Source organism: Lentzea sp. NBRC 105346, assembly GCF_030269605.1.
In the GTDB taxonomy this organism is placed as follows: domain Bacteria; phylum Actinomycetota; class Actinomycetes; order Mycobacteriales; family Pseudonocardiaceae; genus Lentzea.
Genome location: NZ_BSTQ01000039.1, coordinates 1 through 19,593, shown reverse-complemented (window position 1 = coordinate 19,593; position 19,593 = coordinate 1). Strand labels below are relative to the sequence as shown.

Annotated in this window: 24 protein-coding genes; 22 read left to right on the top strand and 2 right to left on the bottom strand. The window is 67.6% G+C overall.

The annotated features are described in order from the left end of the window. The first annotated feature begins 339 nt into the window (after positions 1–339). The 3 genes from QSK35_RS42400 to QSK35_RS42390 are packed head-to-tail and all read left to right on the top strand — an operon-like array spanning position 340 to position 1,918. Positions 340–543, top strand: a complete 204-nt coding sequence (locus QSK35_RS42400) for a hypothetical protein (RefSeq protein ID WP_285754113.1) — start codon at positions 340–342, stop codon at positions 541–543. A 3-nt stretch (positions 544–546) separates the two neighbouring features. After that, complete coding sequence (locus QSK35_RS42395; protein WP_285754112.1) at positions 547–948, top strand: type II toxin-antitoxin system VapC family toxin; 402 nt, start codon at positions 547–549, stop codon at positions 946–948. 46 nt (positions 949–994) lie between these two features. Then, positions 995–1,918, top strand: a complete 924-nt coding sequence (locus QSK35_RS42390; RefSeq protein WP_285754111.1) for an aminoglycoside phosphotransferase family protein — start codon at positions 995–997, stop codon at positions 1,916–1,918. On the opposite strand, the gene QSK35_RS42385 is transcribed toward QSK35_RS42390, so the two are convergent. Beyond that, positions 1,915–3,288: an NsdA family TPR-like regulatory protein gene (locus QSK35_RS42385; RefSeq protein ID WP_285754109.1), complete on the bottom strand. Its 1,374-nt coding sequence runs from the start codon at positions 3,286–3,288 to the stop codon at positions 1,915–1,917. The two genes, QSK35_RS42390 and QSK35_RS42385, sit on opposite strands and share 4 nt — an antisense overlap. Before the next feature lie 147 nt (positions 3,289–3,435). Here QSK35_RS42385 and QSK35_RS42380 point away from each other — a divergent pair, with 147 nt between their 5' ends. Then, positions 3,436–3,639: a hypothetical protein gene (locus tag QSK35_RS42380; protein ID WP_285754108.1), complete on the top strand. Its 204-nt coding sequence runs from the start codon at positions 3,436–3,438 to the stop codon at positions 3,637–3,639. A gap of 16 nt (positions 3,640–3,655) precedes the next feature. On the opposite strand, the gene QSK35_RS42375 is transcribed toward QSK35_RS42380, so the two are convergent. Next, complete coding sequence (locus QSK35_RS42375) at positions 3,656–3,994, bottom strand: GntR family transcriptional regulator (RefSeq protein ID WP_285754107.1); 339 nt, start codon at positions 3,992–3,994, stop codon at positions 3,656–3,658. A gap of 424 nt (positions 3,995–4,418) precedes the next feature. Between QSK35_RS42375 and QSK35_RS42370 the strand changes: the two genes are divergently transcribed. The 18 genes from QSK35_RS42370 (at position 4,419) to QSK35_RS42285 (ending at position 19,410) form a co-directional block, all read left to right on the top strand. Further along, positions 4,419–4,736, top strand: coding sequence for a hypothetical protein (locus QSK35_RS42370; protein ID WP_285754105.1), 318 nt, complete (start codon positions 4,419–4,421; stop codon positions 4,734–4,736). Further along, positions 4,736–4,906, top strand: coding sequence for a hypothetical protein (locus QSK35_RS42365; protein WP_285754103.1), 171 nt, complete (start codon positions 4,736–4,738; stop codon positions 4,904–4,906). The genes QSK35_RS42370 and QSK35_RS42365 overlap by 1 nt, the downstream gene beginning before the upstream one ends. Beyond that, entirely contained in the window at positions 4,906–5,280 is a 375-nt protein-coding gene (locus QSK35_RS42360) for a hypothetical protein (RefSeq protein WP_285754101.1), read from the top strand. Before QSK35_RS42365 ends, QSK35_RS42360 begins: the two co-directional genes overlap by 1 nt. A gap of 137 nt (positions 5,281–5,417) precedes the next feature. Further along, positions 5,418–5,816 (top strand): hypothetical protein, encoded by a 399-nt coding sequence (locus tag QSK35_RS42355; protein ID WP_285754099.1) that lies wholly within the window; start codon positions 5,418–5,420, stop codon positions 5,814–5,816. Continuing rightward, positions 5,813–5,977, top strand: coding sequence for a hypothetical protein (locus tag QSK35_RS42350; protein ID WP_285754098.1), 165 nt, complete (start codon positions 5,813–5,815; stop codon positions 5,975–5,977). Before QSK35_RS42355 ends, QSK35_RS42350 begins: the two co-directional genes overlap by 4 nt. Positions 5,978–6,231: 254 nt before the next feature. Further along, complete coding sequence (locus tag QSK35_RS42345) at positions 6,232–6,966, top strand: NUDIX domain-containing protein (protein ID WP_285754096.1); 735 nt, start codon at positions 6,232–6,234, stop codon at positions 6,964–6,966. Positions 6,967–7,055: 89 nt separating this feature from the next. After that, positions 7,056–7,322 carry a hypothetical protein gene (locus tag QSK35_RS42340; protein WP_285754094.1) on the top strand — a complete coding sequence of 89 codons (267 nt, stop codon included), beginning with the start codon at positions 7,056–7,058 and terminating at the stop codon, positions 7,320–7,322. After that, the gene (locus QSK35_RS42335) at positions 7,322–7,585 is read left to right on the top strand and encodes a hypothetical protein (RefSeq protein WP_285754092.1); all 264 of its coding nucleotides are present in this window, start codon (positions 7,322–7,324) and stop codon (positions 7,583–7,585) included. The genes QSK35_RS42340 and QSK35_RS42335 overlap by 1 nt, the downstream gene beginning before the upstream one ends. Continuing rightward, positions 7,582–8,136, top strand: coding sequence for a hypothetical protein (locus tag QSK35_RS42330; protein WP_285754090.1), 555 nt, complete (start codon positions 7,582–7,584; stop codon positions 8,134–8,136). Before QSK35_RS42335 ends, QSK35_RS42330 begins: the two co-directional genes overlap by 4 nt. Continuing rightward, the gene (locus QSK35_RS42325) at positions 8,133–8,999 is read left to right on the top strand and encodes an ABC transporter permease (protein WP_285754088.1); all 867 of its coding nucleotides are present in this window, start codon (positions 8,133–8,135) and stop codon (positions 8,997–8,999) included. The genes QSK35_RS42330 and QSK35_RS42325 overlap by 4 nt, the downstream gene beginning before the upstream one ends. Then, a complete protein-coding gene (locus QSK35_RS42320) occupies positions 8,996–11,263 on the top strand; it encodes a P-loop NTPase family protein (protein WP_285754086.1) in 2,268 nt (755 codons plus the stop codon). The genes QSK35_RS42325 and QSK35_RS42320 overlap by 4 nt, the downstream gene beginning before the upstream one ends. Positions 11,264–11,482: 219 nt before the next feature. Further along, positions 11,483–11,647 (top strand): hypothetical protein, encoded by a 165-nt coding sequence (locus QSK35_RS42315; RefSeq protein WP_285754085.1) that lies wholly within the window; start codon positions 11,483–11,485, stop codon positions 11,645–11,647. Positions 11,648–11,764: 117 nt separating this feature from the next. Next, the gene (locus tag QSK35_RS42310; RefSeq protein WP_285754083.1) at positions 11,765–12,643 is read left to right on the top strand and encodes a hypothetical protein; all 879 of its coding nucleotides are present in this window, start codon (positions 11,765–11,767) and stop codon (positions 12,641–12,643) included. A 127-nt stretch (positions 12,644–12,770) separates the two neighbouring features. After that, positions 12,771–14,345: a DNA cytosine methyltransferase gene (locus tag QSK35_RS42305; protein WP_285754081.1), complete on the top strand. Its 1,575-nt coding sequence runs from the start codon at positions 12,771–12,773 to the stop codon at positions 14,343–14,345. Between the two features lie 304 nt (positions 14,346–14,649). Then, positions 14,650–15,705 carry a bifunctional DNA primase/polymerase gene (locus QSK35_RS42300; protein ID WP_285754079.1) on the top strand — a complete coding sequence of 352 codons (1,056 nt, stop codon included), beginning with the start codon at positions 14,650–14,652 and terminating at the stop codon, positions 15,703–15,705. Between the two features lie 56 nt (positions 15,706–15,761). Then, a complete protein-coding gene (locus QSK35_RS42295; RefSeq protein WP_285754078.1) occupies positions 15,762–17,465 on the top strand; it encodes a hypothetical protein in 1,704 nt (567 codons plus the stop codon). 317 nt (positions 17,466–17,782) lie between these two features. Next, positions 17,783–17,992 carry a helix-turn-helix transcriptional regulator gene (locus QSK35_RS42290; protein WP_285754076.1) on the top strand — a complete coding sequence of 70 codons (210 nt, stop codon included), beginning with the start codon at positions 17,783–17,785 and terminating at the stop codon, positions 17,990–17,992. Then, positions 17,992–19,410: a tyrosine-type recombinase/integrase gene (locus QSK35_RS42285; protein ID WP_285754074.1), complete on the top strand. Its 1,419-nt coding sequence runs from the start codon at positions 17,992–17,994 to the stop codon at positions 19,408–19,410. Before QSK35_RS42290 ends, QSK35_RS42285 begins: the two co-directional genes overlap by 1 nt. Positions 19,411–19,593: the final 183 nt, after the last annotated feature.

Below are 19,593 nucleotides of genomic sequence, written 5' to 3'. Positions count from 1 at the left end.
GTGCCCCCGACGGGATTCGAACCCGTACTGTGATCCTTTTAAGGGAAGTCAACTTCCCGTCGCGACACCCTATCTGACCTGCCCGTGCGCAAGATCAGCGACACACCGCCGCGAACTTTGGGCGCGTATTGGGCGAAATGCGCCCGGACTTCTCGGGACGGGCTTCGCCCAGTGAGGAGCGCCGCACGTCGCGCCCTCGACCTCACCGCACGAGCGTCTACAGCACAGGGAACCTGCACACGGTGCCCTTGCCCTGAGCGCCCCGAGCCACCCACCGCACTACCGCCTTCCTGTTCCACCTCGACAGGAGGTGCGACACTGGGTGACGGAGGCCAAACCTTGGAGGTGCCGATGACCCACAGCGCCGACTACACCCCTCACCACGACGACCCTGCAACACCATCACTGGACGAGCTGTTTCGCAACGTCCCATGTGTCCGCACGGTTGAGGAACTGGCGTCCCCCGGCATATTCGAGAGCGACGAGGAGCTAGAGGAGTTTCTTGCGTTCACCTACGCCGCCCGCCGCGCAGATCTCGCCTAATCCGTGAACAGAATCATTCTCGACACCGATGTCGCCTCACGCATCATCAAGAACACGCTGCCCCCTGCGCTTGTTCCAAAGCTAATCGGCGCACAGCTTGGCATTACGTTCGTAACCTTGGGCGAGTTGACCAAATGGGCAACATTCCGCGATTGGGGTCCACGGCGACAAGAGAAGTTGGCACGCTGGCTGGACACAAAGGCTGTGCTGCCGTACAGCGCCGACGTTGCCCGTACATGGGGCGAGATATCCGCATTCGCCGAGCGTAGAGGACGGCCCCGACCGCAGAACGACACCTGGATTGCGGCGTGCTGCCTAGTCTTTGGTCTGCCACTTGCGACACTCAATGTGAAGGACTACATCGACTTCGTTGAGCACGAAGGGCTCACCGTCATCAGCGGCTAGGTACTCTGGCGAGACAACCTCGCACACCTTTCTGTAGCCTGGGAACGTGACTGGTGCCATGAGGAACCCCACGGAAGACGCCTCACTGTTCGGTGCCGCATCAAGCCTGAACGTTCTTCACAAGGCTTGTGCCATGATCGGACTCGACAGTACCGATGCAACACTCATTCGTTTGGGCGAAAATGCGCTCTACCGGCTAACCAGGCCGATCGTTGTGCGAATCGCTCGGACGATGGACTACTTTGCTGACGTCTGCAATGAGGTATCGGTAGCACAGTGGCTTGCATCCGAGAACTTCCCAGCGGCACAGGTCACTGAGCATAAGCAACCGATAGTCGTTGACAACCACCCAGTGACCTTCTGGCGGTTCATCCCTGGCCGCCCCGGCAACAACAGTGATATCGCAGCATTGGGCAAGATCCTTCGACGCCTACACGATCTTCCCAAACCAACCTCGTTCACGCTGCCTACTGAAAATATCTTGGATCGCGTTGAACCTCGCATTACCACCGCCGCGGTTCCATTCGAGGACAAAGAGTTTCTTCTAAACCGTCTAGCAGAACTTCGTGTGGAGGTGGCTCGTTTGCAGTATCCGCTTGCGCCAGCCGCAACGCACGGAGATGCTCACACCGAGAATCTTGTAATGAGCGATGGTCAGCCCATTCTCATCGACTTTGAGCGTTTCTCCTGGGGGCAACCCGAGTGGGATCTCGCCATGACTGCGACCGAATACCGCACTGCCGGATGGTGGAGTCAGGACGAGTACGCACTATTCACGGACTCGTACGGGTACGACGTGACGAGCTGGTCAGACGGGTTTCCTGTGCTACAGGCCGTCCACGAACTCAAGATGACGACTTGGCTAATGCAGAACATAGGCGAATCGCAGATCATTGCCGACGAGTTTCAAGCACGGATGCGAACTCTCCGGACTGGGCAGCGGGGACAAGAACCCTGGCGGCCGTTCTAGTTGACATCGTCGCCCGGGGACGTCAGATCGAGAAAACTCCGAACGGCAGAGTTTCCAACCTCCCGCCCTGCAAGCATAGTCCGAAAATCGGAGAGATAACGAAGATAGCGACTTGACTGCAACGCGCCAGTCAGATGGACAGCGCCCGTCGCTAGCGACAACGATTCCTCAAGGTCGCCAGCTTTAAGAGCTGCAACAGCGTCAACCATGCGAATGAATGCTTGGGTTCGCGCGGGCGTCTGCACAACATCGACCGCCTGAGATGCAAATGAGCGTGCCTCACCGGCCCGACCTAGATCACGGAAACAGTGCGCCGCTTCTCCAGCAAGCTCAAATTCATCAAAGTATGTGATCCACGGACGATCCGAATCGGGCGTGCGCTGCGCGAATTCGGTTTCCGAACGACGGAGGGCATCCGAGCAACCGCGCTCGTCTCCAAGGTTCGCAAGAGCACGAGCTTCCATTGCAAAGTAGCTTGACATCGCGGCCGGAACTCCGGTTCCAACGGCGGCCGACTGCGCTGCTCGAGCGAGTTGCACAGCATCGCTAAATCGCCCAAGATAGTTCGCCTGGTGGCTGAGGTTCGACAGGAGGTACGCGCCATATGCGCGGTCATTCGCCTCACGCGCCAGTCGAAGACCCTGCACGAAATAGCGTTGGGCTGCTCCGTGACGGCCTGCATCGTAGGCACTCCACCCAAGCAGTCCCGCAACCTCAGCCGCCGCGCTAAAGATCTGCCTGCGAATGGCATCAGGCTGACTCTGGCGTAGTAGCGGAACAATCTCCGTCTTGAAGTAGAACAGCATCATTCGGCGAACCTGGCCGCCGCCGAACTGAAAGTCGATATCCGTAAAGTGTGCCGTCACGGCCCGGATGCGCTCGACAGCACCGGGGCCAGCGACGACGAGAGACGGAGTCTCGACAGTCGAAGCACCGAACATATAGCCCGTGATGATTCCCGGAGCCGCCAAGGCATCCCATCCGGATGCCATCACGGCGGGACTGTCTGCTAGGTCGGCATCAGCCAGCTTGTCAAGAAGTTCGACCGACCGGCCGGAGTCGGTTGGGTACTGAACTCCTGCCTGCAAAATGTCGACCTCACCGGCCGTCCGGGCAGCGTCAAAGCCGATCTCAGACAAGCTGACGGGACGTCCGAGCTTTGCACCAAGCGCACGGGCGACGTACTCCGCCGTCCGTACGCGTGCTCCCCCGCCGTCAAGCCATCGGCGCACCGCCACGTGGTCGGCCGCGATCTCGTGGCCGTCTCTCGCGGCCAGCTCGCGCACGCGTGCCGCGAGGCCCTTATTGCTGATGCCCGCCTGCGTCATAACCGCAGCTAGCTTGCGGTTTGGTGTCTTCTCTGTCGACATGATTCGTCACCCCCCGAAGCTAGTAAAGCACCCCCTGTGCACCCCCCATATGCACATTCGCACCCCTCGTGCACACTGCCGTGCTCCCCCCTCCGCCCGGTTTGCTTGAGCCATGACAGCGAGAACCACCACCGAGGAGGGCAAGTCATGGGACGCAAGCAGGCGATGATGCCAATGATGAACGGAAGCGGCGCCGGCCGTCGCGTGGTCGGAGTTCTGGTCGGCCTCGTGCTACTGGGTCTGGTGCTCCGCGACCCGGTCGGCGCAGCGGGCACGGTGCGCCAGGCAGCATCGTGGGTCGGTTCGGTGCTGGACGCGTTGACCTCGTTCGGGTCGACGCTGGCGAAGTAGGTCCATCGTGCGCACCTCAATGCTCGGCCCGCTCTACTGCATCAACGCGGGACCGCAGCTCGGCAACTTCCGCGCGCAGTTCACGAACCTGCTCGGCCAGGGGCAGTTCCTCGACCTCTTGTGCGGGTCGCTCGCGAACGAAGCTGCCACGTCCAGGGATGGTCGTGACGTAGCCCTTCTCGCCGAGTACCGCAATGGCGCGCTGCGCGGTCGCGATGGTTACACCAGCCTCCGTTGCGAGCTCTCGCACTGACGGCAGTTTGTCGTCTGGCTGAAGTTCGCCTTGCTCGATCTGTGCGATGACGACGGCAGCAAGAGCCTGGTACGGGTGGCCTGCACTGGGTGAGAGCTGCATCTTTCAAGCGTACCGCCCGTTATAGGCCGTTCTAGATCACCCAATCGGAGTATCGACAGAACCCGCAACACCCCTTTAGGTTCTGTTCTAGAACGAACTGCAACACTCTAAAACAGTTTCCGCGACTCAACGACTCGATGAGCAGGACCGGGCTCCACGCCGGAAACCGCCGTCGCCGGTCTTGTTCTTTGAGAACTCAATAGCGAGTCGAGACCACCTGGCTACGCGCTGACCAGCGCTTATTGCTGGTTATTCGTGGTTGCAAGGTGGTGCAGCAACGTTTGTCGTTGCGTGCCGGTTCCTCATCGTTCGTTGACTTGTCCGACCGGTGAGGTTCCGGGACCCAACGGTCCCCCTGCGGAGACGGCCTATCTCCGCAGGTAGACCCATCCCTGTCATGTTTGCAAACGTAAAGGATTCCTCCATGTCTGAAGTCAACAGCGTCATGTCCCCGCTGGCTGCGTTCCGTCTGGCTGAGGAGCAGGCCTGCGCTGGTTACCTCAAGGCTCGTAAGTCGATGATCCGTCTCGCGGCGCAGGTCGCGTCGATCAGTCAGTTGGTGAAGGAGCGCCCAAACCGGGCTGATTACCGCGTCGCGCTGGGTCAGCTGATGGGTAGGCACTTCGACGCGGAGCAGCGCACGCGGCTGGCCTACGACCGCTGGCAGCGGGCGCAGGTACGGGCCGATGCGTTCTGGACGGCGTCGAACAAGGCCGGAACGCCCGCGCTGATGGCCGCGTGATGGCGAGCAACGCGAGGTCCCGCCGCTGGGACAAGAAACCCGAGACCGACGCTGACACGCGGTTCTTCGACCTGCGCGAGGCCGGTTACACCGGTCCGATCGACCAGGACGGCTACGCGGTGGCGTCCGGTCCGGCCGTCGACATCCTTCGTCGGCTGGCGGGTGCGTGATGCAACCCGATGCCGCGTTCAGCGCGGGCGGATCGAGCGCTACCAGCGATCCGAAGTCCGAGGTGGTCGCGCTCGTCGGCGGACGTCAGCACCGTCACGCGTTCTTCTACGCCGACTGGCTCGTCCAACGGCTCGCGAGCCGGCGCCTGCGCTACCCGCTCGATCACCCGGACGGCGCGAGCCGCTGCTACCTGCCCACCGACGAGACCTACGAGCACCCGACCGCCCGCGTCACCGACGAGTTCGGCCAGAAGCGGCCCGCGCTCACGCGGGTGTGGGCATGGGTGGAGCCGGAGCAGTGGACGCGCTGGGGACGCGAGTACCGCACGCCCGAGGAAGCCAGCGAGAACAGCGACGGGATCGAGGCCGCGTGATGTGGCTGGACTGCATCACCTGCGAGGGCAACGGAACGTGCGCCGACGGCTGCTGACTGCCTGGACTGCTGTGGTCGCGGCGGAGCCGACTTCCCCAATACCGACACCGATACCACTTCGTCCTGAGAGGACTCATCATGCAGAACTACCTCACGATGCTCGAGCGCGCCGCCGCCCTGTTGCGCGACAACCCCGACGCGCCGGAGATCGGCAGCATGAGCGTGCGCGACTCCGCTTTGGACGGTCCGTTGGTGGAGTTCATGCTCCGCCAGGACGAGGCCGGTGATGGTGTGTTCGAGTGGGCGCGGCGGCTGGGCAGCCTGGTGCGCGCGCGAGCCTGCGGCACTTACATCAAGTTGGAGGCCTCGCTGGTCACCGAGGGCGTCACGATCAGGGCGTGGACGCACGTGTCCGGACGCGGGGCGTTCGAACTGCTGCGCGAGTCCAACTGGCTGGTCGACCTGGACACGACGGTCTACCTCAACCCCGTCACCCGCGTCGTGGTGCGGCCGGAGGGCCTGGCGGTGGCGTCGTGACCACGACCTTCGTGCGGGCCCTGCCGCACACCGCGAGCAGCTGCCGCAAGGGCTGCGGCCTGAAGACCGTCCAGGTCGACCTCGGGTACGGCCGGCCGGTCCGGGTGCACTGCGGCACCTACCGCTACGAGTGCCCGACCGCATCGTCCGCGCGCCGTTGACTTCGCCCTGGCCCGGCGGCTCGAACCGCCAAGAACGCTCCGCCGGACCAGGTTCCACACCCCACTCGATCACCAAACCGAACGAGGCATGCCCAGTGTTCGGCATCAGCGGGCGGGCAACCAACTCCGGCAAGTCCCACGGCACCGCGCCGACCGGAAAGAACGGCAGGCGCATCGGCTACGGCCGCATGTCCACGTAGCCGTCCCTCAGACACGCAACCCATCCGGAACTCACCCGAAAGGGCTTGTTTCCCATGCGCAGCAACAATCCTCATCACCCCGGCACGCCCGTTCCCGAGGTCCTGCGGCCGTGGTCGACGCCGTGGCCGGGCTACGCCCCGGTGGACATCACCCCGCCCGAACTGCGCCGCCAGGGCCTCGCGGCCAGCGTCGCGGAAGGCTGGACCGAGCCGTACCTGACCCCGCACGACGTGCCGGACTGGCCCGCGCGGCAGGCCGCCGCCATCGTGCCGTTCGCGTTCGACGGCTGGCGCTGGCCGCTCAACCCGACCGGCCGCACCGGACGATCGGGCCGCAACCTGGGCAAGTGGGGCGAGAACGCCGCCGCCGACCCGACCGTGGTGGCCGGCCGCGGCCGTGACCGCCGGGTGCTGCTGATCCAGCGCGGTGACATCGGGGTGTGGGCGATCCCCGGCGGCATGGTCGACCCCGGCGAGACCGCCCCGGCCGCGCTCGTGCGCGAGCTGCGCGAGGAGACCGGCGTGGACCTGGGTGACCTCACGCCCACGGTCGTCGCCCGCGGCTACGTCGACGACTGGCGCAACACCGACCACGCCTGGGTGTGCACCACCGCCGCGCTCTACCGGCTCCCAGACGTCGTGCCCGCGACCGCCGGGGACGACGCGGTCGCCGCGGCCTGGTGGCCGTTCGGCGACCTCACCGCGCTGGGCGAGGCGATCACGGCGGCGGGCGGGCAGCTCTACGCCGCCCACGTCCCGCTGCTCAACGCCGCGCTGGACCAGCTCTGACCCTTCCGCCCAGGCGGGCGGCTCGAACCGCCCCGTGAACGCTCCGCCCGCCTGGGATTCCGCTCCTCACAGACAGGACCCCATGTGCCATGTCCACCACGACCGACGCCCGCGCCGCGGGCACTGAACCCACCATCGCGGAACTGCTCGCGACCTGGCAGCAGACCGCGCCGCCGATGACCGCCCCGGACCACGAGGTCGCCGACTGGTTCGAGCAGTCGGTGACGCTGCTCGCGCCGATCACCCACGACCCCGCGCACCCGCAGCACGCCGCCGCGTGCGAGCTCGCGGCGGAGAACTCCCACGACGCGCTCGCGTTGCGCGAGTCCGCCCGCGCGAAGGGGGAGACGCGGTGATGGACGAGCCGACGTTTCTGTTGCTGCTGCTGGGGGGCGCGTTCGCGTTCGCCGCGGTGGTGCTGCTGTGGAAGTTCCTGGTGACCGCCACGCTGATCGGTTTCGTGCAGTGGGCCGCGGTCACCAACCTGCCCGACCACCCCGGCCTGCACCTGGTCGCGTTCGCCGTCCCGGCGCTGCTGGCCGCGTTCACCCTCACCTACGCCCGCCGCCTGGCCCTGGCTGGGCCCGGCCGCGCCCGCCGACGGGAGTACGTCCGATGACGCCGCGCGTGGTGTGCCTCTGCGGGTCGATGCGGTTCGAGCGCGAGATCCGGGCGGTCGCCATCGACGAGTCGCTGTCCGGCGCGATCGTGTTGCTGCCCCTGGTGAACCTGAACCACCCGCACCAGGCCTGGGGCAGCCCCCTGAGGGACATCGACGGGATCAAGGCTGACCTGGATCGGTTGCACCTGGCCAAGATCGACCAGGCGGACGAGGTGATCGTCGTGTGCCCCGGCGGCTACATCGGCGACTCCACCGCCCGAGAGATCGCCTACGCGCACCAGCAGGGCAAGCCCGTGCGCCATCACCGCGTGGTGTCGCGGGTGCCGGATGTGCTGGACCGCATCGCTGACCTGGTGCCCGCGTGCCCGCCGCCGGACATCGCGCAGGGCTACGACCCGTGCCCGTGTGGACGCGGTCAGAGCTGGCCGTGCTCGCTGACCCGTGCCGCGTGGCTTGCTCGCGGATTGGACGTGCACGACGAGATCCGCGCGGCCTGCCAGGTCGCCGCGAACAAGTGGCCGATGACCAGTGAGGAGGGAGTGCGATGACCAGCGCGTACCCGGTGACGCTCGACAGGCTCACCGAGCAGGTCAAGCAGATGGCCAACGAACTGGGCGAGCTGCCCTCCCGCAACCGGATCAAGAAGGTGTGCCGGGTGGGTGCGGACAAGGCGAACGCCGTGCTGGCCGCGCTCGCGGCGGACGGGTTCGAGCCCGCCCGCCTGGGGCCGACCGAGGAGCAGGCAGCGCGGTGGGTCAACGAGCGGGCGCGTCAAGGGAGTGTTCTGTACAGCTGGACAGGTGTGACAGCAGAAGACGGCCTGCCTGTCCCACCTTCCCGCGAGGTGCCAGCGTCCGTGCCGAATGACGAGGTCATCACGGTCGTAGACCCGGTCGCGGAGGCTGCCGCCGACCCGGCGGACGCTGCGCCCGTGGCCGACGACAAGCCCGCGCCGCGCCCGGTGGGGCGGGTCCGGTCGTGGCCGGTGCTGCTGCTCGCGGCGGGCGCGTTCGTCGCCATCTGGGGCGGCTGGGTGGGGCTGGGCGAGAAGGCCGGGTTCGGGCCGATCCAGTTGCTGCCCGGCATCGGCAAGGGGTTCGTCATCAACTCCGCGATCACGCTGCCGATCGGGGTGGAGGCCTACGCCGCCTATGCGTTGCGGGTCTGGCTGGCCGCCCGCATTCGGTCGGCAAAGGCCCGCGTGTTCGCCAAGTGGTCCGCGATCGGCTCGCTCGTGCTGGGCGCGGCCGGGCAGGTCGCCTACCACCTGATGCAAGCCGCCGGGGTCACCACGGCCCCGTGGTGGATCACCACGTTCGTCTCCGTGCTGCCCGTGGTCGTACTCGGCTGCGGTGCCGCGCTGACCCACCTGTTGCACGCCGATCACGACACCGAGGAGGTGACCCGATGAGCCACACGACCGCGACCACGCCCGACCCGGACGAGCCCACGAACGTGGTGCCGCTGCGCCGTGCCGACACGCCCGCGCTGCCCGCCGGCACGGGTGCCGCACTCGAACGCGACGACGCGATCCCCGGCGAGGTACTGACCGAGGAGGAGTCCGCCGCGCTGGACCAGCGCCTCGCCGCGCAGCAGCGCGCGCGCAACGCCGCGGGCGCGGTGGCGCGGGTGGTGCGCACCGGGGTCACGCACGAGCGGACCCGCCGAATGGGGCGGGCCGTGGTGCGCAACGCCGGATACGCCGTCGCCGGATCGCGCATCCGGCGTGCCGAGCGGCGCGCCCGCCGCAAGCACCTGGACCTAGAGCAGGCCATCACCACGTTGCGGGTGAACGGCAAGAGCAGCGAGGACTTCCACGTGCTGCGGGAGCTGGAGGACACCCTCGAGCGGCGCCGCGCGGGGCAGGCGCAGCGCGGCCGGGAACGGCGGATCGAGATCCTGCACTGGTCCGGTGGCATCGTGATTCTGCTCGCGGCCGGGCACGTGGTTCTGCTCGGTGTCGCCGCGGTGCAGGCCGTGAGCGGGGCGGGTTCGCTGACCGACATGTGGCACGACATCGTGGACTTCTGGACCACCGTCGTGGACCTGTCCCCGGCGGGTGGGTACTGGTGGGTCTGGGCCATCGCTGGCCTGGGCACTTGGGCCGCGCGGACGATCCCGGTCGGGCGGGCCAGCGGCACGCTGCCGATGTGGGCTGCCGACGCCGAGCCCACCCCGGCGGACGGGCGCAGCATCATCCCGGACGAGTCCGCCGTGCTCGGTGCGTTGCGGCACCTGGGCGGTCTGCCGCTGCTCAAGGACGCGTTCAAGTCCGGGTGGGGCAGCACCATCACGCCGACCTGGGTGATGGTGCCGCACCGCGACGGCAAGGGCTGGCGCATGCAGCTCGTGCTCCCGCGCGGCGTGCCGGTCGAGGAGATCGTCAAGCGCAAGACGATCCTGGCCCACAACCTCGTCCGCCTGCCGGTCGAAGTCTGGCCCTCGGAGCCGAAGGACAAGGCCGGTGTGCTGGACCTGTGGGTGGCCGACCCCGGCGCACTCTCGGGGCCCGTCGACCCGTGGCCGCTGCTGCACGAGGGCAGCACCGACTACTTCGCCGGCGTGCCCGCCGGAGTGAACATCCGGGGCGACCTGGTCACCGCCAGGTTGTTCGAGGCCAACTACGCCGTGGCCGGGGTGATGGGCTCCGGTAAGTCCACCCTGATCATCACCCTGGTCGCCGGGGCGATGCTCGATCCGCTGGTGGACATCGACGTGTTCGTGCTGGCCCAGAACGCCGACTACGACCCGATGAAACCGCGCCTGCGCACCCTGCGCACGGGCGCGAACCCGGAGACGGTCAAGGCCTGCGTGGACACGCTCAACGCCGTGTACGCGGAGCTGGACGTGCGGGGCAAGGCGTTGCAGGAACACGGAGAGCGGGCGGTGACCCGCAAGCTCGCGGAGAAGGACGCGAGGCTGCGGCCACGGCTCATCGTCGTCGACGAGTGCCAGGCGCTGTTCATGGACGACAAACACGGAGAGGAGGCCGCGAACGTGGTGCAACTGCTGATCAGTGCCGCCCGCAAGTACGCCATCACGCTGGTCTTCGCCACGCCGGAGCCGTCCACCGCGTCGCTGCCGCGCAAGGTCATGGCCGTGACCTCGTGCAAGGCGTGCTTCGCCATCGGTGACCAGCAGTCCAACGACGCCGTGCTCGGCACCGGCTCCTACAAGGCCGGGGTCTCCGCGGTGTCGCTGGAGCCCAAGACCGCCGAAAGCCCTGGCGACATCGGCACCGCCATGGTGCGCGGCATCATGGCCAAGCCCGGCCTGCTCCGGTCGTTCTACCTGCGCAAAGACGACAAGGTGGACGAGGTCACCCCGGTCGTGGAACGCGCCCTGGCGCTACGAGAGGCCGTGGGCGTCGCCACCGAGGAGACATCCACTGTGGAACCGGTGGTGGTGGACACGCTGGCCGACATCGCGCGCGTCATGGGCACCACCCGGCGGATGCGCACCACCGAGGTGTTGCAGCGGCTGGCCACGCTCAACCCGCGCTACTACACCGGCTGGTCGCTGGAAGACCTCACCGGCTACCTCACGCCGCTCGGTGCCGCCCCGTACAAGACCGGCGGCTACATGCAGGTCAGCTCCCACCGCATCACCGAAGCCATCACCGAGCGTGACGAAAACGGTGATGGTGACGACGTGGCGGAGGACGGGGACGAGTAGGGGAGGCAGCGGGGAAACGGGGAGATCTCCCTCCCGGCCTCCCCTCCCCCGCCTCCCTCACCTGACCTGCGTCGACGCCCGGTAGGGAGTCGAGGGAGGCAACGGCCTCCGACCAGCGAAAACACCTGAAAAACCAAGGGATCGGGCCACCTCCGTGGCTCCCTCCCTCCGTTCCGCACGCCCACACGCTTACTCAGCGTCACATTCTGGAGGTCAGTGATGGCCACGCAAATCATGCACATCGGCACCCGCAGCTGGTGGAACGGCAGCGTCAAGACCCTGTGCGGCCTGAAGATCCGCGAACCCGGCCGCGTGTGGTTCCCCAGCCTGTCCGGCAACCGCGTCTGCCCCGCGTGCAAGGCGATCCAGCAGGGCGGCCGGTGATGGCCGCCCGCTTCGTCGCCACCTGTGCGAGCCCGGGGTGCGGCACCACCGTCCCGCCCGGACAGGTCATGTGCGCCGCCTGCGCGCTCAAAGGCCAGCACAGCAAGGGGACGTGACATGTGCCGAGCAGGAGGACGCCGCTGCGAAGGCAGCACCAGCGGCAGCCGCGCCACCCAAAACCTTCGCCAGCAACGCAGCCGCGCCCGCCGCGCACTGCGCGCCGCACGCACCGCCGGAGATCCCGACGGCATCGCCCGAGCACAGCAACGACTCGACGTCGCGAACGAGAACCTCAAGCGCCACAAGGAGAACTCCGTGCCCAGTCACGACAGGAAGCAGCCGCACGACAGTGACGACGCACGTCGGCACGGGGACGTGACACGCCACTCCGAGCAGCCGGAACGCCCGCACGTGACCAACATCGTGTACGGCGAGGTGAACGGCATCCAAGCCGACGTGGTCAGCGGAGTCACCATCGTCAACGGCCGGATCGTCCATGCCGGCCAGACCGGCGACGTGACCGCCAACAGTCCGCACAGCGACCTGCCGCCCTCGGTCGCCGAACAGATCGAGCGGGCGCGGGCCCACGCGCACCAGGCGCGTCAGCAGGCACGCCAGCACCGAGAACAGGCCCGAGAACAGGCGAAACAGGCCCGCGGCCGGACGTCAGGGTTCACCAACACCAACATCAACCACGGCAACGTCGGTCAGGTCATGGACGTCAACCACGGCAACGTCACTATGCACTTCTCCCGGGCACACACCGACATTCCCCCTGGTCAACCGGGGGACGTGACCAGCGCCAGCGGCGACGAACGTTCGCATCCGACAGGGGAACCCGCTGGGGGCGCCGGTGAACCAACTGTCCAAACCGGACCGCGCGACACCACGTCCAGCCGCACCACCGTCAACATCGCCGAACCCGGCACGCATGTCGCCGTGCAAGCCGGTGTCGTCAACGGCGAAATCTGGATCAACGGCAAACGCATCCGCTGACACGCCAGGCACGTCCGTGCTGCTCGTGCCGGGGACGTGACACGACTCCGTTCCCGGCACGAGTCCCAACCCCTTGTGCGCCAACGGCACCTGGGGTCGATCAACCACGCTCTTTGGGAGACCTGAGATGAGCCTGACGTTCACCGACATCTTCTGCGGCGCGGGCGGTTCCTCGATCGGCCTGACCGCCGCCGGGTTCGAGCTCAAGCTGGCCGCGAACCACTGGGATCGGGCGATCGAGACGCACGCCAGCAACTTCCCCGGTGCCGAGCACCTGTGCGCGGACGTCTCGAATTACCCAATGCGGCGGCTGCCCCGCACCGACGTGCTGTGGGCCTCGCCGATCTGCACCGAGATCAGCCCGGCTGGCGGGCGCAAACGCCAGCGCGGCCAGCTCGACCTGTTGGAGCAGGGCCCTGTCCGGCAGGCCGGGTTCGAGCGCACGCGGGCGACGTTCATGGACGTCATCCGCGCCACCGAGGTGCACCGCTACCGCGCGGTGATCGTGGAGAACGTGGTCGACGTGGCCACCGACTGGGAGCTGTTCGACTGGTGGGTGGGCGGCATGAAGCTGCTGGGCTACAACGTCCAGTTCACCAGCGTCAGCTCCGCCCACATCGGCGACGAGGACAACGAGCCTGCCCCGCAGTGGCGGTGCAGGCTCTACATGACCTGCACCCGCGAGGGCATCCCGCTGCCCGACGTGACGCCGCGCCCGCTCGCCTGGTGCTTCGAGTGCGGTGAGCACGTGCGGGCGGTGCAGTCGTGGCGCAAGGCACGGGCCCGCGCGATCGGCAAGTACCGGCAGCAGTACGACTACCGCTGCCCCAACGCCGCGTGCCGCCACGCCCTGGTGGAGCCCTACGTGCTCCCGGCCGCCGCCGCGATCGACTGGACCGACCTCGGCGAGCGCATCGGCGACCGCGCCCGCCCACTCGCCCAGTCGACGGTGAAGCGGATCGAGGCCGGGCTGGCCATGTTCGGCGAACCGACCATGGTCACCGTCACGCACGGCGGCCAGGACGGCCGCGCCTACCCGGCAGGTTCGGCGCCGCTGCACACCCGAACGGTGAAGATCGGGGACGGGCTGGCCACACCGGGCTGTCTCGTGCCGTCCGGTGGCACCTGGCGCAGCGACCCGACCAGCCTCGCGCACCCGATGCCCGCGCGGACCACGCGGGAGAACGACGCGCTGCTGTGCTCGCCGTTCGTCACCGTGCTGCGCAACCACGGCACCGCCACCGGCGTGGACGCCCCGCTCACGACGGTGTCGGCCGGGGGCAACCACCACGGGCTGACCGTGCCGCCCGGCGCGGAGAACGCCTTCTACGTCAAGAACTACGGCGGCAACCTCGATCCGCGCCACGCCGCGAAGCACATCACCGACCCGCTGTCCACGGTCACCACCCGGGATCACCACGCCCTGGTCATCCCCTACCGCAAGGGAGCCAAACCACACCTGCCCGATCAGCCGCTGTCCACTGTGGCCACCCGGGAGCAACACGGCCTGCTGCGCGCCGCGGTCGACGTCGCGGACTGCCGCTACCGCATGCTGCGCCCGCGCGAACAGCTGCGCGCCCAACGCTTCCCGGACCACTACCGCGTCACCGGCAACATCGCCGAACAGACCATGCAGGCCGGAAACGCCGTGTCCGCCAACGTCGCCCAGTGGCTAGCCGGACGCCTCGCGCAAGTCCTCTGACCACCCACCCCTACAAACCACACACCTTCTTCAAGAGGTGAAGACAAACCCGCAAACCCGCAAACGCGATCCGACACGGACGCTGACCTGCGGTAACCGGTTGCGGGTTTGGGTGCGGGTTTGGCCGATCCGGCGGGTTTGAAACCCGCAAACCCGCACCCAAACCCGCACACCCGACTCACACGCCAGCCGCACATCTCAACGGCAGGCCCTACTACCCCCGCGCGGAGTAGTAGGGCCCTGCCTTGACCTGCGGCGATCACCCGGCGCACCGCCCCAGCATGTTCGAAAGGAACGCGTGACCATGACCACGAACCCGACTGTTCAGGCCGCCGCCGATGCCGCGTTGTGGCTGGCGGTGCACCTCGGCTGGCACGTGCTGCCGCTCAACCCCGGCACCAAGCATCCGCTGCCGGGCTGCCGCGACTGCCGCGCCGACATCCGCGACCACGACGCCGCAGACTGCCCGTGCCTGGCGCGCGCGGACGGCGCGCTGTGCCACGGCGTATGGGCCGCCACCACCGATCCCGACGTGATCGGCCGCTGGGCGCGTCGCTGGCGCACCAGCGTGTGGGCAGTGCACCTCGGAGCGTCCGGGCTGCTCGCGGTCGACCTGGACGCCCACGGCGGCACCCCGCCCGCGCAGCCGCTCAACGGCCTGCCCTGGCCGCTGGGTGATCCGCCACCGGTCGACGGCATCGACACCTACGCCACCCTCGCCGGCCTGTCCGGTGGCGCGGTGGACACCACCACCTTCGCCACCGACACGCCCTCCGGCGGACTGCACCTGGTGTACGCGGCCGAACCCGGCCGGTGGAAGTCCAGCCGCGGCTACGTCCGCGACGGCGACGACACCGTACGCACCGGCCTGGGCTGGCAAATCGACATCAAAGCCCACGGCGGCTACGTCGTACTGCCCGGCTCCACCAGCACGACCGGCACCTACCGACGCGCCTCGACCACCGTCACGCCCACACCGTTGCGCGCGTGGCTGGCCGACGCACTCGTCCGCACCGGGCACGACCGCACCGCCACACCCGCCCCGTCCGCGACAGCGCCACCGCCCGTGGTGGTGGTCGACGGCCACGGGCCAGCGCGCTACGCCGCGTCCGCGCTGCGCTCCGCCTGTGCGGAGCTGGCCGCGATGGCGCCGGACACCGGACGCAACCGCAAGCTGTTCCGCTCCACCTCACGCCTGGCCGGAATGGTCGCGGCCGGATGGATCGACCGGCCCAGCGTGGAAACCGCCCTCGCCCAGGCAGCACAGCACGCGGGACTCCCGGCCAGAGAGATCCGCTACGCCCTCGCGTCCGGGTTCGCCCGGCCCCGGCCAGCACCCGACATCAGGAGCGCCGCGTGAGTCCCACCCGCACCACAGCACCACCCGCATCCCGGCACGGAAAGGAGGACCCGAGCATGAGCATCACCGCCGACACCACCACCGACACCGGCACCGACGGCACCGACGGCGACGACGTGACCGCGCCCGCCGATCGGCCGGCCATCCGCATCGGCGGAGAAGCCGAGACGATCCGTGTCCTGACCGCCGCGCTCGGGCAGGGCGCGCTGCCCGACGTCTACGTCTCCGCCGGGCAGCTCGTGCACCTCTCCCGCGTCTCCGGCGGAGCCAGCAACGCCGCCGACCACGCCCACCAGGCCGCCGCCGGAGCGCTGCCCGTGCACGCCGAACCGCTCACCGCGCCCGCGCTCGCGTGGCTGCTCGCGCACCACACGTTCACCCACCGCCGCAAGAAGAACAGGGACACCGACGCCTGGGAGGAGGTCGAGGCCAGCCCCACCAAAGCCGCCCTGTCCGCGGTGCTGACCACCCGCTACTGGCCCGACGTCCGGCCGCTGACCGGCGTGGTCACCTCACCCGTGCTGCGCCCGGACGGCACCCTGCTGCAGACCGCCGGATACGACACCGTCACCGGCCTGTACTACGCCCCGGCCACGGCCATGCCCGCCATCCCCGCCCAACCCACCAAGCAGGAGGTCAGCGAGGCGCTCGAGTTCCTGCTGGGCAAGCTGCTGCGTGACTTCCCGTTCGTCGCCCCGGCCGACCGGGCCAACCACATCGGGCTGCTCATCGCGCCCATCCTGCGCCCCTACCTGGGCTGCCTGACCCCGTTCGGGCTGATCTCCGCCACCACCCAAAGCTCCGGCAAGACACTGCTGGCGGAGATCCCCGGCTACCTCTACGGCCGCAAACACCTCGTCTGGCGCAAGAACGACGAGAACGAGCTGGAAAAGAGCATCACCAGCGCCCTGCACAGCCCCGCCCCGGTCATGCTGTGGGACAACCTCGCCGAAGGCACCGTCGTCTCGTCCGCCGTGCTGGCCAAGCTGCTCACCGGCCCGCAATGGGACGCGCGCATGCTCGGTTCCACCGGAGCCGGGTTCGAGGCCGTCAACGACCGGCTGTGGCTGGCCACCGGCAACAACATCCGGCTGGGCGGCGACATGGCCACCCGCACCGCGCTGGTGCGCCTCGATCCCAACGACCCGCACCCCGACCAGCGCGACCAGACCGGGTTCGGCATCCCGCACCTGGACACCTGGCTCAAACAACCCGCCAACCGCGTCACCGTCCTGCGGCACCTGCTCATCCTGGTCATGGACTGGATCAACGCCGCGGCACCCCGCTCCGGCCACACCATGCGCCAGTTCACCAGCTGGGCAGGAGCGGCCGGCGGATTCCTCGCCCACCACGGCATCGACGGCTTCCTCGACAACCTGGAGGACATGCGCGAAGCCGACGACGACGACATCGAATGGACCGCGTTCCTCGCCCGCTGGCACGAACTGCACGGCGACCGCCGCCTCAAAAGCAAAGTCCTGTGCCACAGCGCAGAACCAGAACTCGTCAACGGACAACCCATCGACCGCTGGGAAGGAACCTTCCTCACCGACGACAAAGGCCGCATCCCCTCCGTCAAGAGCATCGGCCGCCTGCTCACCGGCCACGTCGGCCGCTGGCACGGCAACCACGTCCTGCGCTCCGTACTCGACAAACACGCCAACGCGCTCGACTACTGGGTCGAAACCAACACCGACCAGCCACAACCCGACCAGAACGACACCAGCGACGCCGACCAACCGGCGTGGCTGGACATGTAGACGCGGCTGCAGGGCCACCCGCCGTTGCGGGTTTGACCCCTCCCGCGGGTTTGTCCCGGGTTTGCGGCGGGTTTAACCCGCACCCAAACCCGCACCACATCACCGCAGCTCACAGCCCCGCCGCACCCAAGTTGCGGGTTTGCGGGTTTGAAACCCGCATCCCCACCAGTCCTGCACAGTGCAGGACCCCAAGCCCGACCGGACGGCTCGAACCGCCAAGAACGCACCGTCCCCGGCCAGGGCATCCACACCTCACAGAACGGAATCCCGCCATGTCCCAACAGTCAGTCGCTAAGACGACCACCAAGCGTGCGGCCGTGAGCACCCGACGCCGTACACCTGCCGATTCCGACGAATTCATGGACACCGAGGAGTTCATGGCAAAGCTCGATATCGCGCGTTCGACCTTTGACGACTGGCGAGCAAAGGGCAAGTGCCCCAAGTGGTTCCGCCTGCCGAACGGGCAACTGCGCTGCCGCCGCAGCGAATTCAACCAGTGGATTGACGCGCTCGAAGGGGCTGCCTGATGGAAACGACCTATGACGTGCGGTTCTGGAAGACGGACGTGTACCGGGGCGAGAAGACCACGACGTACAAGGTCCGGTGGACCGTGGCGGGCAAGCCGTTCAAACGTCCACATAAGACGGCCGCGTTGGCGAACAGCTTCCGGTCGGAACTTGTGGCCGCTGCAAAGCGAGGTGAGGCGTTCTACGTCGGCACAGGCCTGCCTGTGTCGATGGATCGGCAGGACGTCACGACGACGTGGTTCACGTTCGCGAGTGACTACGCAGCGATGAAGTGGCCCAACCTCGCTGCGAATTCGCGGCGGTGCACGGCGCGTTCGTTGACCGACGTGACGATCGCGATGGTGGGCACGGCGCGTGGAAAACCGTCCGCCGAGTCGATCCGTGAGGCGTGTGGCTGGGCCTTCAACGGGCGCCGCAGGAACAAGGAGGAACCCAGCGCGGACGTGAGAGCCACAGTCGAATGGCTCACGCGTCACACGCGGAAGGTCTCCGATCTGACGCAGCCGGACACCGTGCGGCAAGTGCTGCTCGTGCTCGGCACGAAGCACGACGGCTCGAAAGCCGCGCCATCATCGTTGCAGCGTCGGCGCGGCCCGTTCGTCAATGCGCTTGAGTACGCGGTTGAGAAGCGACTGTTGCGCAGCAATCCGGTGCCCGCATTGAAGGTGAAGACGACGAGGGCGGTAAAGGAGTTGGACGTGGCGGTAGTCGTCAACCCCGAGCAGGCCCGTGCGTTGCTGGACGCCGTGAGCCGACAGGGCAAGAGCGGGAAGATGCTCAAAGCGTTCTTCGGCGTCATGTACTACTGCGGCCTACGGCCAGGTGAGGCGGTCAACCTACGTCGGGAGAACGTCCGGCTGCCGAAGCGGAAGCGCAACCGCATGACCGGGAAGTTGGAACCGCCAAAAGGCGAGTGGGGTGAACTGTCCTTCACCCAGTCCGCCCCGGCGGCAGGTGCCGCGTGGACGGACAACGGGAAGCGTCGCGAGGTCCGACAGCTCAAAGGACGCGAGATCGGCGAGCGACGGACACCACCCTGCCCGCCGGAGTTGGTGCGGTTGCTGTGGGACCACCTCGACAACCACGGCACTGATACAGAGGGGCGGCTGTTTCGCGGTGTGGAGACCGGCGGGGAAGTCCCGGAGGGCACCTACTGTCGCGTGTGGAAAAAGGCTCGTGAGGACGCGCTCAGCGACGAGGAGTGCGCGTCACCTCTCGCCGGAAGGCCGTATGACCTCCGTCACGCGTGCGTGTCGACATGGCTCGCAGCGGGCGTGCCCAGTGCGCAGGTCGCCAGGTGGGCAGGTCACAGCATCGACGTGCTTCACCGGATCTACGCCAAAGTGCTGGCCGACCAGGAAGACAGCTTCCGCAAGCGCATCGACAAGGTGCTGAGCAGCGAAGACAAGGAGGAGTGACCACGCCCAACTTGGGCGCGTATTGGGCGCAAACAGTCGGGTAGAGCCGGGAACAGCCGGGAGTCACCGGGAGTTACAAGATCAGCCCCTGACCTCACTTTCGCAGGTCAGGGGCTGGTTCTATGTGGTGAACGGTAGTGCCCCCGACGGGATTCGAACCCGTACTGTGATCCTTTTAAGGGA

Coding starts and splice junctions, on each gene's coding strand:
- QSK35_RS42385 (WP_285754109.1), bottom strand. CDS start 3,288: ATGTCGACAGAGAAGACACCAAACCGCAAGCTAGCTGCGGTTATGACG.
- QSK35_RS42380 (WP_285754108.1), top strand. CDS start 3,436: ATGGGACGCAAGCAGGCGATGATGCCAATGATGAACGGAAGCGGCGCC.
- QSK35_RS42375 (WP_285754107.1), bottom strand. CDS start 3,994: ATGCAGCTCTCACCCAGTGCAGGCCACCCGTACCAGGCTCTTGCTGCC.
- QSK35_RS42370 (WP_285754105.1), top strand. CDS start 4,419: ATGTCTGAAGTCAACAGCGTCATGTCCCCGCTGGCTGCGTTCCGTCTG.
- QSK35_RS42365 (WP_285754103.1), top strand. CDS start 4,736: ATGGCGAGCAACGCGAGGTCCCGCCGCTGGGACAAGAAACCCGAGACC.
- QSK35_RS42360 (WP_285754101.1), top strand. CDS start 4,906: ATGCAACCCGATGCCGCGTTCAGCGCGGGCGGATCGAGCGCTACCAGC.
- QSK35_RS42355 (WP_285754099.1), top strand. CDS start 5,418: ATGCAGAACTACCTCACGATGCTCGAGCGCGCCGCCGCCCTGTTGCGC.
- QSK35_RS42345 (WP_285754096.1), top strand. CDS start 6,232: ATGCGCAGCAACAATCCTCATCACCCCGGCACGCCCGTTCCCGAGGTC.
- QSK35_RS42340 (WP_285754094.1), top strand. CDS start 7,056: ATGTCCACCACGACCGACGCCCGCGCCGCGGGCACTGAACCCACCATC.
- QSK35_RS42335 (WP_285754092.1), top strand. CDS start 7,322: ATGGACGAGCCGACGTTTCTGTTGCTGCTGCTGGGGGGCGCGTTCGCG.
- QSK35_RS42330 (WP_285754090.1), top strand. CDS start 7,582: ATGACGCCGCGCGTGGTGTGCCTCTGCGGGTCGATGCGGTTCGAGCGC.
- QSK35_RS42325 (WP_285754088.1), top strand. CDS start 8,133: ATGACCAGCGCGTACCCGGTGACGCTCGACAGGCTCACCGAGCAGGTC.
- QSK35_RS42320 (WP_285754086.1), top strand. CDS start 8,996: ATGAGCCACACGACCGCGACCACGCCCGACCCGGACGAGCCCACGAAC.
- QSK35_RS42315 (WP_285754085.1), top strand. CDS start 11,483: ATGGCCACGCAAATCATGCACATCGGCACCCGCAGCTGGTGGAACGGC.
- QSK35_RS42310 (WP_285754083.1), top strand. CDS start 11,765: ATGTGCCGAGCAGGAGGACGCCGCTGCGAAGGCAGCACCAGCGGCAGC.
- QSK35_RS42305 (WP_285754081.1), top strand. CDS start 12,771: ATGAGCCTGACGTTCACCGACATCTTCTGCGGCGCGGGCGGTTCCTCG.
- QSK35_RS42300 (WP_285754079.1), top strand. CDS start 14,650: ATGACCACGAACCCGACTGTTCAGGCCGCCGCCGATGCCGCGTTGTGG.
- QSK35_RS42295 (WP_285754078.1), top strand. CDS start 15,762: ATGAGCATCACCGCCGACACCACCACCGACACCGGCACCGACGGCACC.
- QSK35_RS42285 (WP_285754074.1), top strand. CDS start 17,992: ATGGAAACGACCTATGACGTGCGGTTCTGGAAGACGGACGTGTACCGG.